This is a genomic window from Fortiea sp. LEGE XX443 (assembly GCF_015206815.1).
GTDB lineage: Bacteria > Cyanobacteriota > Cyanobacteriia > Cyanobacteriales > Nostocaceae > Nostoc_B.
In genome coordinates this window covers 15,142-28,852 of record NZ_JADEXZ010000072.1, presented here as the reverse complement: position 1 = coordinate 28,852, position 13,711 = coordinate 15,142, and the positions used below count along the sequence as shown (strand labels likewise).

The window sequence follows — 13,711 nt, the reverse complement described above, 5'->3', positions numbered from 1 at the left end:
AATTTGAAACTTTCTATACCAAAAACATTTTGCTGAACGAGGGTATCCGCGCTTGGATGGCTCCTCAAGATCAGCCCCACGAACAATTTATATTCCCTGAGGAGGTATTACCTCGTGGTAACGCTCTGTAAGCATGGTGAATTGCTGATTTGATATTGATTCATCATTCTTCCATTTTTTAACAAACCACTGCTTTAGAGCAGTGGTTTTTTTATTTAATTTTGTATTCTATTTAACTATTATTGTTTACATCCAGTTGTCTCTTTGGTATGAGGAGTAGTAGCAAGAGCGCCAGTAGGGTTGAAGATGTGCTTGTGAAATTCAACAACAACAATCAAGCTGGAGAATAACAATGGTTAATCTACAAGAGCGTCCATCTGCTATTACCAAAATCACCAATCTTCAGGAAAAATTTCATTACGAACTCTGCGGTATGTACGATGCTGAATGTCGCTTTTTAGAATCTCAACAGATGATGTTGCAGTGTGAGCTTAATAATCAATTGCGGTCATTAGTCGAAACTCATATTCGAGAAACTGAACAGCAAATCAGGAACTTGGAGCAAGTTTTTAGTACTATAGGACAGCAACCAAAGCGGATTAATTGTGATGTTGCAGCAGCTTTGGTGAGTGAAGGACAAAAATGTTTGCTACTGACTAGCGATAATTCTAGTCTTTTGAATTTATCACTAGCAGGAGCGCTTGCAAAGGTAGAGAACTTCGAGGTGATTTCCTATCAGGGATTGATTACAGGTGCGGAACACATGAAGCAGAAAGAAGTTGTAAAATTACTCCAACAAAACTTACAGCAAGAACAACAAACAGCACAAAAAATTGAGCAGCACATACCACAGTTATTTCAAGAGGCTAGTAATCGCAAGTAATCAAAATTAGGATTGATTAAATAGTAGAGACGCGAGATTTCGCGTCTCTACTGCGATATTGGCCAAATTTTGATAATATTCTCTGCACTACCGCCACTAGCGATCGCTTGACCATCTGCACTAATAGCAACAGAATAAATATAGCCAGAATCTCGCTTTAAAGTGCGAATCTCTTTACCAGTGGTCGGATTCCAAATTTTAATCGTATTGTCGCTACTGCCACTTGCAAGAATGATACCGTTGGCAGTTTTGTTGTAAGCAACAGAATTTACTTTATCAGAATGCTGTCTAAAAGTGCGAATTGTTTCTCCTGTCGCTACATTCCAGAGTTTAATTGTTTTATCTTTACTACCACTAGCCAGAGTTTTGCCATCGGGACTAAAGGCTAGAGAAAGAATTAATTCCGAATGACCTTCGAGAGTACGAATTTGTTTACCAGTTCCTAGGTTCCACAGTTTAATTGTCTTATCCCAACTACCACTAGCCAGAGTTTTGCCATCGGGACTGAAGGTTAAGGCTGGAACTGCTTGAGTATGTCCTGTAAGAGTGCGAATTTGTTTACCAGTTCCTAGGTTCCACAATTTGATTGTCTTATCTAAGCTACCACTAGCCAAAGTTTTACCATCGGGAGTAAAAGCAACAGTTGCTACCCCATCAGTGTGTCCTTTCAGTGTGCGGATTTCTTCTGTGGTCGATAGATTCCACAGTTTGATTGTTTTATCTGCACTACCACTGGCAAGAATTTTACCATCAGGAGTGGACGCGATCGCCCAAATCCATTTCAAGTGTCCTTTGAGAGTGTGAATTTCTTTTCCTGTTGCGAGATTCCACAGTTTGATTGTCTTGTCATCGCTACCACTAGCTAAGGTTTGTCCATTGGGAACAAAAGCTACAGAATTCACATCACTAGCATGTCCTTTCAAAGTTTTGGGTTGATCTGCATTTTCTGATATTTCGGTAGTATTGAGCTTGAGGAAAGACTGAAAATACCAAATTCCTCCGAATCCCAAAAGTAGAATGACAACATTGACTAGCAATAATTTTCGCAAGTTGTTATTGAACTTGACTGTAAATAGTCTCTGATGTGTTGCTGGAACTGTTAGTAAAGTTGGCGGTACTGTCAATAAGGTTGGAGGTACTGATGATGGTAAAGGCTGTTTCTTCAATTCCCTAATGACTTGATTTGCCGATTGATAACGTTGTTGAATATCTGTGATTAACAGTTTATCCATAACTTTACCTAATTTTGACCCTATGATTTTTGGTACATATTGCCGCCAAGATTTCACCCAGCTATAGCCTTGCTGCATCCACAATTTTGATGGTGCAATTCCAGTTAGCAAATAAAAGCAAGTCGCACCCAAACTATATAAATCACTGCCTGGGTAAGCTTGGCCATCTTCCATTTGTTCGATGGGAGTATAACCATGTGAGCCAATAGTTGTCCCCAATTTAGTATGGACTGTTGCTGTTAATTGCTTGGATGCACCAAAATCAATTAATACCAATCGTCCATCACTCCGACGACGAATAATATTTTGTGGTTTAATATCTCGATGAATTACGCCGCGCTCGTGGATAAATTTAAGTACTGGTAGTAAATCTAGTAAAACTCTGATAACTTGAGTTTCGTTATAGGTTACTCCTTGTCGTAATTCGTGTATTAAATTCTCACCATCAATAAATTGTTGGACTAAAAATAAATAATTATCTTGCTCAAAATAAGCTAATAATGCAGGTATTTGAGCATGTTCTCCCAATTCCTGCAATCGTTGAGCTTCTTCTTGAAATAATGCAATTGCTTTCTTGATCGCAGAAGCTTCTTGAACTTTTGGGGCAAATTGTTTAACTACACACCATTCATTTAGCTTATCTATATCTTCCGCCAGATAGGTTCTACCAAATCCACCTTCATCTGATAGTACTTTAATGACACGATAATGCCCTCTCAATAATCTTACTAATGGTGTATTGCAACTTTGACAATACTGGTTTTCGTCAGAGTTCAAAGGTTCGGGGCAATCGGGATTCAAGCAGCAGACCATACTGGGAATCCATTTTCTGTTTGTGTATATGTCAGTTCATGACGTATAATTTTGCTATGAAGTTGCTGTAAGCTTACTTGCAACTAAATAATTAATATACACTTAATTCAGTGATTTAAAATTTAAGATGTTGTTATTTTTTTGCTCATCAGTAGTATCATAACTACTGTTTATAATTTGTTACGTCGTAATTTTAGGTTATAAATATATATGCTGAGTAATAACTAAAACAAAGAAAATTTTAGTCAAAAATTTTTCATACTTATGCAGTAAATAAAAGTATCTATCTACAGGCAGATAAAAATTACAAATATAAAGAAAGAGGAATGAACTATGGCAGGACAACACAATCTAAAATATCGATTGAGACTAAATTTGGCTCTACTTGTTTCTGTTAGTAGTAGTTTAGCGATCGCCAGCCATGTCCTACCAATTAGCGCCTTAGAAATTACCACACTCTCTAGACAATTCCAAATTGCCAAAACACCAGATGAACGACAGCCAGAAGCAGTACAACAAGGTATTGAGCAAATTCCTGCTGTTGAACCGCCTGTAACTCCACAACGCACTCAATCTATTAATTCACCTTTACCGGCGCGTATCCCACCTGAAGATACCAACCCTACGCCACAACCAGCTAGTTCTATTCCCGAACAATCTACACCGAGAGAAACTAAACCCGCACCGCAACCAGCACCTGTTAATTCTACACCGAGAGAAAGCAACCCCACGCCGCAACCAGTACAAAATCGCTCTGTGTCTCCACCTCAAGGACAAATACAAACACCAAACACTAACTCAGGTAGAAGTAGAAACCAAAATCCTAAGGATATAGCTGCTGCTTCCACTAGAACACCTGCTTATAAAAAGCTTAACTTTGTCGATATTGCTTTCGGTATTCTGGATAAACGAGATTTTCAATCCCAAGGTAGACCATATCATTTCTACCAGTTTGAAGGCAGAGAGAACCAACTGATTCAAATTCGCCTTGTGGGTAGTGCCGATCAAAGACGTTCTAACAACTTAAATTTACGTCCTTTCATGTTGCTACTCGACCCCAATAATAACGTCATCCTTAAAAGACGCAGTGGAGAAATAAATAGAGATGCCTTTATTTTTGCGCGATTACCTGTAGAAGGTACATATACAATCGCCGTCACTAGCCAAAACCCTGGAGATACAGGCCGATACAGTCTGGCGATCAGAAATGATAGAGCCAGCTATATTTTAGACGAATCAGGGGAACTGACTCTGCAAAACTTTGTACTCAAACAAAATGGCAGTCCTTACAATGTTTCTCAGTTTCAAGGTACAAAAAATCAGCTGGTGAGTGTTCGTGTCGATAGTGTTAATGAAGAGTTTTCGCCTTATATAGTTTTACTCAATTCTCAAGGACAAAGAATTGCTACAAACAGCGATCGCGATGGCAAATACAGCACCTTCATTGACCGAGCTAGATTACCTGAAGATGGTACTTATTATATAGTTGTGACTTCTAGTAATCCACAAGGACGTGGTAATTACCGATTAACTTTGTTTTAAAATTGTTGAGAAACACTTTGCATCTCTTTGCGTTAACCTTCTCTGCGAGAAGCTTCTCTACGAGAGGTTCCGCCAACGCGAACGCGTACCTCTGCGTTTAAAAACTTACGAACTTACGTTTTTCCTATTTCTGATTCACCGTTGGCATCAAAACGCCGTGTTTGGGACTAAATAACAATGCCAAAATAAATAAACCTGATACTACTAAAACAATTGCTGGGCCAGAAGGCAAATTATAAAAATAGCTGAGATACATACCACTAACACTAGAAATTACACCAATCACTGCACCTAAAATCATGACTTGATGCAAGCGTTTGACTAACAAATAAGCGGTTGCACCTGGTGTAATTAATAGCGATAGCACTAAAATTACACCTACGGCTTTCATACTAGCGACGATGGTTAAAGCAATCAGTAGCATTAATCCAAAGTTTAGCCGATTGACTGGCAAACCTGCGGCTTGAGCGCCTAGGGGATCAAAGGTGTAGAATAAAAGTTCTTTGTAGATTAAAACAACTACTATTAAAACAATAGCGGCGATAATTGCTGTGTCTCGCACTTCGTCAATGGTAACACCAAGAATGTTGCCAAAAAGAAAGTGATTGAGGTCGATTTTATTATCTTTTTGAACTACTGTAATTAAGGTAATACCAAGGGCAAAAAAAGCTGAAAAAACTATGCCCATTGCAGCATCTTCTTTGATGGGCGATCGCGTCCGAATCCAAGCGATCGCCATTGTACTAATAACTCCGGCAATAAACGCCCCAATAAATATATTTGCGCCCAACATAAAAGCGATCGCTAGTCCTGGTAAAACTGAGTGACTGATAGCATCGCCAAGCAGTGCAAGTCGTTGCACCATTAAGTAGCTGCCCACAACTGCACACAATAAACCAACTAAAATTGCAATGATGAGCGATCGCTGCATGAAGCCATATTGTAATGGCTCGATTAGTGTTTCTAGCATAGATTATTTATACGAACCGCAGAGGCGCAGAGGGCGCAGAGTGTTTTTAGGCTGCGTCGGAGAAGTACATGACTTTACCGCCGTAAGCCAGATGGAGGTTATGTTCTGTGAGTACTTGTTGTCTGGAACCTGTGGCGATGAGTTCTAGGTTGAGTAAAATTAGGTCATCGAAATGGGCGATGGATTCGCCTAAGTCGTGGTTGACAACTAGGACGATTTTGTTTTCGGCTGCAAGTTCGTGGAAGACTTCAAAGATAATGGATTGGGTTTTTTGATCGATACCGACAAAGGGTTCGTCAAAACAGAAGATGTCTGCTTGCTGTGCTAAAGCACGGGCTAAAAATACTCGCTGTTGTTGTCCTCCTGATAATTGTCCGATGGGGCGATCGCGGTATTCACTCATCCCCACTCTTTCTAGGGCGCTGTTTGCTACTTGGCGGCTAACTACTGAGAAGCTACGCAACCAACCTGTTTTCTTTACCCTTCCCATCATCACTACATCCCAAACTGTGGCGGGATAAGTCCAATCAATTTGGCTGCGTTGTGGTACGTAAGCAACTTTGGATCTCTGCTGCATTAAGGGTTGGTTTTGGTACATCACCACGCCACTACTAACAGGAACCAAGCCTAACATTGCTTTCATCAGTGTACTTTTGCCAGCACCATTTGGGCCAAAAATGCCTGTCAATCTGCCTGGTTTGATGGCACAGTTAATATCCCTCAAGGCTTCTTGCGTCCGGTAATGTACTCCCAAATGGGCTACAGAAATTGCAGCCGTGGAATCCATATCAATAGCTTTAATAAATGGTGCAGGATTTTCCTCAGCTTTTTTCTGGAATTGGCTCAGTTTAGTATAAAAAGAAACATTTTTCATCATTATGCTTTTATATTTATTACTTGAGCTTACTACAAAAATGAGAAAAATATGAAAAAATCTATAATAAGCAGTAATATCAAAGATAAATGAGTCTAATACTTCAGAGAGAAGGCGATCGCGTTTCCTGCGAACCAACAATTCCCAGGCGGAAAAAAGTTATTTTTAATCTGGTTTCTGGCCTTTGCTTAGGAATGGTTTTGCCATTAGCTTTATTTAGTTGTACTCAAAACAATGCCAACTCTAACACTGCCAAAGGTGATGATAAACCCTTGGTTGTGGCTACTAGTACGATCATTGCTGACTTAACCCAAGAAGTTGGCGGCGATGAAATTCAACTCAAGGGAATTCTCCAACCTGGCGCTGATCCCCATGTTTATGAACCAGTTCCAGCAGACAGTCGGTTTTTGGAAGAAGCCGACTTAATTTTGTATAACGGTTACAACTTGGAACCGGGATTAATTAAGTTAATGAATGCGGCGGGAAAAGGGCGTAAAGTAGCTGTGGGGGAAGTAGTTAAACCTTTGGAATTGGATAAAGGTAAAGGTGAAATTGTGCCAGATCCCCACGTTTGGGGTAGTGCCGAAAATGCGGCTGCAATGGTAAATGTGATTCGAGATGCGTTGCTGGAATTGTCACCAAAAGATAGAGAAAAATTTACTCAAAAAGCAGCACAACTAACTAATGAATTAAAACAGTTGCATACCTGGATTAATCAACAAATTCAAACTATCCCTCCAGATAAACGCAAACTAATTACAACCCACGATGCTTTTCAATATTATGCACGTGCTTACGGAATTGCGATCGCAGGGACTTTAATTGGTATCAGCACGGAAGAACAACCAAGCGCCCAAACAGTAAAGCAATTAGTAGAATCGGTCAAAAAGACTGGTGTACCAGCCATTTTTGCCGAAACTACAATTAATCCAACTTTAATTAAAACCGTTGCTCAAGAAGCAGGTGTAAAATTAGCACCGCAACAACTTTACTCTGATTCAATTGGTGCTAAAGGCAGTGATGGAGAATCCTACATCAAAATGATGGAGGCAAATACCCGTACCATTGTTGAAGCTTTGGGAGGTAAATATACGCCATTTCAACTAATTAAAAAGACAGCAGCTAGACAGCAATAAATAGTAGGTAAGGAATAATTCTGAATTATTTGGCTATTTCTTAAGTAAGAGGTGATATCTTTTTGTAAAAACTAATATATAACTTCAGAGATGTAAATTTTAATTTCATCAGAAACTCTCTCTGAAGAAAGACTTAATCATGGCTTCAATTTTATAAATTAAGTTAGTGAATACATAATTTTAATTTGTGGAATAGCCATGACTAAAGAAGCGGAAAATCAAAATAATCAACCAGAAATTAAGCAGCCTGTAAGTAAAGATTGGCATTCACGCGAAGAACTAACAGCTAAAGAAAGAAACCTGACAGCTAACCCTGGCGATAGAATTGAAGATAAACCCCAATCTATAGAAGAGAAAGCAAAACAGGTAGCTGTCGATTCACCCGACATTACAGGCGATCGCATTACAGTTCCTACTTACTTCGTTGTCGAAGAACCCGACGGCGAAAAAAAGGCGCTTCACCATGTAAAAGACGCTGAAGAGATTTCGGATGTCATTCGTCAAGCCAGAGTTGACGAAAATGGTAATCGCATTTGGTGGTAGTGGTGGTTCCGCAGTCAACTTTTTTGATTTCGTCCATTCACCACTAGGCATTTCTGTACTCAAGCTACGCGTTAGCTTCTCAAAGAGAAGGGTAGGCACAAAGAACATTTGCGCCTACCCTTCGTAATTTCAAATAATTTACAAAAAGTAAATTGAGTCAGAACCCTCTTCACTCCCAATACCGTACAGTTAACCTTATCGGTGGATTATAGAGACGTTGCATTGCAACGTCTCTACAGGCATTTTTGATTGGTGAAAATTTTTATCCGAACTGTATTGTCTTCACGTCTAGCTTGACTCAATAATAAATATTCATAACCTATAGGCTTGAATTACCTGATGTGGCTAATTGACAGGTTAGTTCAATACAAGGCAAATTGTTTATTCTTTGCGTATAAAAAATACTGTCATAATTGTGCTAAACTTGACAAGATTACTGTCAAATTACAGTTCTTTAACAAAAACGTGCCAATGCTCCACATCAACCTCAATAAAATTGCGGGTAATCACGTAGAGCAAAGCTCCTTTACTGATAATTTAAACCAGTATCAATTGCGATCGCCTGCTGATAAAAAACTGCCAAAGTTGATTCTCAGACAACAGCAGAATCACACAGTAGTTATACAGCGCCTATCGTCTGGGAGAAATAAAAACTCAGGCGATCGCTGTGTAAAAATTAGCCATCACCTCTGCAAACAGCACTTACCATTATCATTGACAACTATTGCACAATTACACTAGTTTTCTAGTTCAGTACAAGCCTTGAGTTACACTGGTGCGATGAGTATCAACCACAAGATTTCTCTCTGTCTAGCATTGTTCAAGACAAAGTGGCACATTTAATGCTACGAATCTTATTATTTAGTAGCTTCTTGGGGAGTTAAAAACCGTAAATGAAGCAATTGATTGTGTAATAGATAGAGTCAGAGGGGAATGTTGCATTGAAAAACAAAAACTTGAAAAAATTATAAAATATTATTAATTTTACTCAATGTTAAGAGTTGATTAACTTGATCTTAATAATTAGTAAGAGCATGGATATATATTATATTTTAGACACATAATCTCTATTATATGAACAATGATTTGTGTTAAATTATCATGGCTTTCAGTAGTCAACAACTAAATTTTTTAAAAAATAACTAAGGGAAATAACAGATGTCTAGACAGGGTTATCGTGCAGGCTACATTCACAAAATTGTAAATAATAGGGCTGTGAAAAAATTGCCTAACATCAAGGCTATATTTGAATTTTGGCGCATTAATTTAATAGAATCAGTCCCGTTTTTACTGGCTTGTGCCGTATTTTTAAGCGTTATCAGCTTAAAAAGCCCTATCCTGCTTTTCGGTTTACTAATTGGCAGTTTAATCTTTATAGCAATACAACAAATTGGGCAGCAAGTCAATTTACCGCAACGCTGGCGCATACTTTTACAAATATTGACACCAGTCCTTATCCTCAGCTTATTTTGGCTAGATTACTTTGCTGATCCTGCACAAGCACAATTTTTTAGGCGAGCCGAAGATTTTTTCAAAAATAACCTTACAGCCGGTACAACAACCAATGCTGCTGGTACAAACACAGCAGTTAGTTTAATATTTAACGTCTTGCGGGGTATTTACTTGCTCTATATTGCAGTTTCCCTAATTGGGGTAATAAACGCAGTGCGTAAAGACGAAGATTGGCAAAGCATCGCAAGAACACCTTTATTAGTTGTCCTTGCTGTGACTATTGCTGATGTACTTACAGGCTTCATCATTGGTAATCCTGGTAATTAGTAGTAGATGATTCAATTAATTTTATGTCTGAAGAACGGGAGCAAGATTTTCGTCCAGTCAATCAAATCTTAGGCGCACAACCGTCATTAGGGCCAATTCCTGCCGATCAAATTTTTCCTTGGTTAGTAATTGCCCTAACTTCATACTTTATCATTAATGGCGTTTTTGGTGGCTTATTTGCTGATGATTTTCAAAAATGGTTGTGGACAATCTTAATAGCTGGTTGGGGAATAGCAACTTGGTGGATTTTATCTGGTGGTAGGAGTTGGCGTTTTTTAAGTAAATTTATTGGAGTTCCCACTTGGACTAGAGGCTTTGCTCGTTATCAAAGCTTGCTGGAAATTAATCATGAAGCAAAAAATCGGAAAAAAAAGCATCGGTACCCCAGGAAACGAAAGTAGATTAACACCATTTGAAGATGCCTTACACTTAGCAACAATGCTACGCATCGCAGTAGATGGGCGTGATCTTGGCGCTTATATATTAGCGAAAGGAACTCAAAGAGATAGATTTTGTTTTGTCTTTGGTTTTGAATGTAGAGGTATCCATACCACCTTAAGATCCGAACAAATCAATACTATATTTAATAATATTGAATCTGGGCTAAAAGATATACCCGAAGGCGAACGAATGACATTGCATATGGGATCTTTTAGTTCAGATAAACAGCGCCAAAAAGAACTAGCGGATTTAATAAAACGTTCGCCTTCTAGAGATATTAAATATTTAGTAATGGCAGAAAGAGCCAGAATTAGAGAACTTACTGCTTCTGGAATTCGCAAGCCTAAATTTCTGAGAATTTATGTAACTTACACTGTAGAACCACATTCTACCAATGCTGATGATTGGATTGAAAAATTATTGGCAAGAGCAGAATCGTGGTGGTTGAAATTTAAAGGCGAACTCGAAGAAATTGAAAATCAACGCCTGGAAACTCTCATAGCAGATGCTTACAAACAAGGCTTTTGTCTTTGGGAACAAATATTATCTAACAAAATGGGGTTAGATATCAAACCCTTAAATTCTGAAGAACTTTGGGAAGAAATATGGTTGAGATTTAACGATACACCACCCATAGAAATTCCCCAACTACTCACATTAGATGACACTGGACTTCATGAACAAGTTAATTCAGACTTAGCTAGTAGCAAATTGCTGGTTGAAAATATCCACAGCACAACCTTGCTCATGGATTCTAGTGTCCCTTGCGCCGATCGCCGCTGGGTAAACATTAACAATCATTACATCGGCGCGATGGCATTTCTGGAAAAACCAGGTGGTTGGACGAATAAATTTTCTCAACTGCGATATCTCTGGGAACTCTTAGCTAGAGAAACAGTAGTCGATACAGAAATTTTTTGTCAGTTAACAGCCGCAAATCCTGCCATAGTTAAAACAACTTTGCAACGAGTCCTCAAACAGTCCAATGTATCAGCACTCGCGGCGCAAGAAAAGAGTAAAACAATTGATGTCAACGCGCAATTAAAACTAAAAAAATCCGTAGCAGCCCAAGAACAATTGTATGAAGGAGCCGTACCAATTCATGCGGGAATTGCAATTTTTGTGCATCGTCCCAACCAAGCAAAATTAGATGAAGCCATCAGATATATTGAAAACTGTTTTCAACGTCCCGCGCAGGTAATTCGAGAAACAGAATATGCCTGGAAAATTTGGCTGCAATCTCTACCAATAGTTTGGGAAGGGTTGTTAGTTAGTCCCTTTAACCGCAGACAGTTATATTTAACTAGTGAAGTGCCGGGATTAATGCCTTTAGTAATGACGAAAGCCGGTGATAAATATGGCTTTGAGTTAGTAGCGGAAGAAGGCGGCACACCGATACATTTAGACTTGTTTAACCAACACAAAAATTTAGCTTTGTTTGCCACTACCCGCGCAGGTAAATCAGTTTTGGTATCGGGAATTTTAACCCAAGCTTTGGCACATAACATTCCTGTTGTCGCCTTAGATTTCCCCAAACCAGACGGATCATCCACCTTCACCGACTATACCGAGTTTATGGAAGGGAATGGGGCGTACTTTGATATTTCCAAACAATCGAACAACTTATTTGAACAACCTGATTTGCGATCGCTCAGTACAGAAGAACAACGCGATCGCTTACTCGATTATGTCGCCTTTCTCGAATCAGCCTTAATGACAATGGTTTTAGGCTCATCAACCGAAAATCAGTTGCTCGCTCAAACTGTGCGTTCCCTCCTTAACCTCGCCCTAGGAGCCTTCTTTGCTGATGAAGGTATCCAAGAACGATATCGTCTAGCCATCAACGGCGGATTTGGGAGTCCAGAGTGGCAAAAAACGCCGACTTTAAACGATTTTCTCTATTTTTGCTCCCCAGAACACCTGCGTCTAGATTCTGTCAGTGGCAGAGTTGAAGACGCTTTGAGTCAAATTCAACTACGCTTGCGGTTTTGGCTTTCTAGCCGTGTGGGACAATCGATTTCTGCACCATCCAGCTTTCCCACCGATTCCCAACTTTTGGTTTTTGCCCTCAGAAACCTTGCCGACAATGAAGATGCCGCAATCTTATCTTTAAGTGCTTATTCCGCGGCTTTGCGCCGCGCCTTAAGCAGTCCCGCTTCTATCTTCTTTATTGATGAAGCTCCAATTCTCTTTGAATTTGACCAAATTGCTGACTTAGTAGGCAGAATTTGCGCCAACGGAGCCAAGGCAGGGATTAGAGTCATCCTATCAGGACAAGACCCTGACACAATTGCTAAATCCAAAGCCGCATCAAAAATTCTGCAAAACTTGTCAACCAGATTAATCGGTCGTATCCAACCAGTGGCAGTTGATAGCTTTGTCAATATTTTAAAATATCCCCGCGATATTATTGCCCGTAATGCCTCCGAAAGCTTTTTTCCGCGCAAAGAAGGAGTGTATAGCCAATGGTTATTAGATGATAACGGCATTTACACATTTTGCCGCTACTATCCAGGTTACGAACAATTAGCCGTAGTTGCTAACAATCCCCACGAGCAAACTGCCCGGAGAAAAACAATGCAACAACATAGTGATAAATATGAAGCAATTTCTATATTTGCACGTCAGTTATTAGCCTCTCTGCGAGGTGGCTAAATAGAAAAATGAATAATAATTAAATTATTTGATTCACATACTTTTAGGTGAAAATCATGCAGAAAACAACTCTATTAACACTAATTTTTTCTAGTTTATTAGTTTTACCAGCAATGGCACAACTAGGAAAAGTCTGGACTGATTTTCAATCCTACTCTGTAGATTTACAAAATTATCTCAGAAGTAATATCAATGAAACTTTCAGACCCCTAGATATTAGAACTCAAAGCGCTCTTAGTAATTTCAGTGGAGAATTGAATATACCCGATCCAGTTTCAGCAGGAAAGCAAGTACGCGATGAGATTTTTATTAACTCCGTATCAGGAAGATATGAAAATAATTCAGCTGTCAATGGCGCAGGAGTTAGTAATGAAATCAACCGCATAGTTACTCGTGGGGCTGTAGCTGGCGTGATTGGTAGAGACGGACAAGTACGCCTAAAAACTAAATTAGAAGATACAGAAAGAAGTATAGAAATAATCGCCAAGTCTGTTGAAGATGCCGATGATTTTTTGAATCAAATTATTCAGTCTGCTACAAGTATTGCGTGTGATAATCCGACTAACGTAGCTAACCCATTATGTGCGGCTTCTAGAGAATCTAATGTTCAAGTACAAACTATCAAAATCCTCCAAGAACAATCAAAAATTGCCGCAGAAAATTTTGCTCAAACAGTACAAACAAATCAAACTTTGCAATACTCTAATTTAAATTTAGCCAATATTTCTCAGCAAGTAGAAGAAACAAACCGCGCTCGGCGAGTTGATTCAGCAGCAGAAGCCGCAAGACTTTTACGGACTTCTTCTCAAATAGATTTATTTGGACGACAAAATACAAATTAGT

12 protein-coding genes and 1 pseudogene are annotated in these 13,711 nt (G+C 39.1%); 10 read left to right on the top strand and 3 right to left on the bottom strand.

Translation table 11 applies throughout. From position 1 onward, the window contains the following. Nucleotides 1-131 (top strand): annotated as a pseudogene (locus IQ259_RS21720) (photosystem II D2 protein (photosystem q(a) protein)); the annotation flags it as partial. Between the two features lie 221 nt (nt 132-352). Beyond that, complete coding sequence (locus IQ259_RS21715) at nt 353-883, top strand: ferritin-like domain-containing protein (protein ID WP_193888067.1); 531 nt, start codon at nt 353-355, stop codon at nt 881-883. Nucleotides 884-930: 47 nt separating this feature from the next. On the opposite strand, the gene IQ259_RS21710 is transcribed toward IQ259_RS21715, so the two are convergent. Next, on the bottom strand, nt 931-2,928 hold the full coding sequence (locus tag IQ259_RS21710; RefSeq protein ID WP_193888065.1) for a serine/threonine-protein kinase: 1,998 nt from the start codon (nt 2,926-2,928) through the stop codon (nt 931-933). A gap of 333 nt (nt 2,929-3,261) precedes the next feature. Here IQ259_RS21710 and IQ259_RS21705 point away from each other — a divergent pair, with 333 nt between their 5' ends. Beyond that, on the top strand, nt 3,262-4,470 hold the full coding sequence (locus tag IQ259_RS21705; RefSeq protein ID WP_193888064.1) for a pre-peptidase C-terminal domain-containing protein: 1,209 nt from the start codon (nt 3,262-3,264) through the stop codon (nt 4,468-4,470). Between the two features lie 124 nt (nt 4,471-4,594). On the opposite strand, the gene IQ259_RS21700 is transcribed toward IQ259_RS21705, so the two are convergent. Continuing rightward, nucleotides 4,595-5,440: a metal ABC transporter permease gene (locus IQ259_RS21700; protein ID WP_193888062.1), complete on the bottom strand. Its 846-nt coding sequence runs from the start codon at nt 5,438-5,440 to the stop codon at nt 4,595-4,597. 46 nt (nt 5,441-5,486) lie between these two features. Beyond that, on the bottom strand, nt 5,487-6,314 hold the full coding sequence (locus tag IQ259_RS21695; protein WP_193888068.1) for a metal ABC transporter ATP-binding protein: 828 nt from the start codon (nt 6,312-6,314) through the stop codon (nt 5,487-5,489). A gap of 89 nt (nt 6,315-6,403) precedes the next feature. Here IQ259_RS21695 and IQ259_RS21690 point away from each other — a divergent pair, with 89 nt between their 5' ends. From IQ259_RS21690 to IQ259_RS21660, 7 genes are all read left to right on the top strand, one after another. Next, nucleotides 6,404-7,450: a metal ABC transporter substrate-binding protein gene (locus tag IQ259_RS21690; RefSeq protein WP_193888061.1), complete on the top strand. Its 1,047-nt coding sequence runs from the start codon at nt 6,404-6,406 to the stop codon at nt 7,448-7,450. Between the two features lie 198 nt (nt 7,451-7,648). Beyond that, complete coding sequence (locus IQ259_RS21685) at nt 7,649-7,993, top strand: hypothetical protein (protein WP_193888060.1); 345 nt, start codon at nt 7,649-7,651, stop codon at nt 7,991-7,993. 471 nt (nt 7,994-8,464) lie between these two features. Then, entirely contained in the window at nt 8,465-8,734 is a 270-nt protein-coding gene (locus IQ259_RS21680; RefSeq protein ID WP_193888058.1) for a hypothetical protein, read from the top strand. A 417-nt stretch (nt 8,735-9,151) separates the two neighbouring features. Further along, nucleotides 9,152-9,772 carry a hypothetical protein gene (locus tag IQ259_RS21675; protein WP_193888057.1) on the top strand — a complete coding sequence of 207 codons (621 nt, stop codon included), beginning with the start codon at nt 9,152-9,154 and terminating at the stop codon, nt 9,770-9,772. 23 nt (nt 9,773-9,795) lie between these two features. Beyond that, nucleotides 9,796-10,173: a hypothetical protein gene (locus tag IQ259_RS21670; RefSeq protein WP_193888056.1), complete on the top strand. Its 378-nt coding sequence runs from the start codon at nt 9,796-9,798 to the stop codon at nt 10,171-10,173. Beyond that, entirely contained in the window at nt 10,121-12,868 is a 2,748-nt protein-coding gene (locus IQ259_RS21665; RefSeq protein WP_193888055.1) for a hypothetical protein, read from the top strand. The genes IQ259_RS21670 and IQ259_RS21665 overlap by 53 nt, the downstream gene beginning before the upstream one ends. A gap of 56 nt (nt 12,869-12,924) precedes the next feature. Continuing rightward, complete coding sequence (locus IQ259_RS21660) at nt 12,925-13,710, top strand: hypothetical protein (RefSeq protein ID WP_193888054.1); 786 nt, start codon at nt 12,925-12,927, stop codon at nt 13,708-13,710. The last annotated feature ends 1 nt before the right edge of the window (nt 13,711 follow it).

Excerpts from the sequence above, each read along its gene's own strand:
- IQ259_RS21715 (WP_193888067.1), top strand. The coding sequence starts at position 353 with ATGGTTAATCTACAAGAGCGTCCATCTGCTATTACCAAAATCACCAAT.
- IQ259_RS21710 (WP_193888065.1), bottom strand. The coding sequence starts at position 2,928 with ATGGTCTGCTGCTTGAATCCCGATTGCCCCGAACCTTTGAACTCTGAC.
- IQ259_RS21705 (WP_193888064.1), top strand. The coding sequence starts at position 3,262 with ATGGCAGGACAACACAATCTAAAATATCGATTGAGACTAAATTTGGCT.
- IQ259_RS21700 (WP_193888062.1), bottom strand. The coding sequence starts at position 5,440 with ATGCTAGAAACACTAATCGAGCCATTACAATATGGCTTCATGCAGCGA.
- IQ259_RS21695 (WP_193888068.1), bottom strand. The coding sequence starts at position 6,314 with ATGAAAAATGTTTCTTTTTATACTAAACTGAGCCAATTCCAGAAAAAA.
- IQ259_RS21690 (WP_193888061.1), top strand. The coding sequence starts at position 6,404 with ATGAGTCTAATACTTCAGAGAGAAGGCGATCGCGTTTCCTGCGAACCA.
- IQ259_RS21685 (WP_193888060.1), top strand. The coding sequence starts at position 7,649 with ATGACTAAAGAAGCGGAAAATCAAAATAATCAACCAGAAATTAAGCAG.
- IQ259_RS21680 (WP_193888058.1), top strand. The coding sequence starts at position 8,465 with ATGCTCCACATCAACCTCAATAAAATTGCGGGTAATCACGTAGAGCAA.
- IQ259_RS21675 (WP_193888057.1), top strand. The coding sequence starts at position 9,152 with ATGTCTAGACAGGGTTATCGTGCAGGCTACATTCACAAAATTGTAAAT.
- IQ259_RS21670 (WP_193888056.1), top strand. The coding sequence starts at position 9,796 with ATGTCTGAAGAACGGGAGCAAGATTTTCGTCCAGTCAATCAAATCTTA.
- IQ259_RS21665 (WP_193888055.1), top strand. The coding sequence starts at position 10,121 with ATGAAGCAAAAAATCGGAAAAAAAAGCATCGGTACCCCAGGAAACGAA.
- IQ259_RS21660 (WP_193888054.1), top strand. The coding sequence starts at position 12,925 with ATGCAGAAAACAACTCTATTAACACTAATTTTTTCTAGTTTATTAGTT.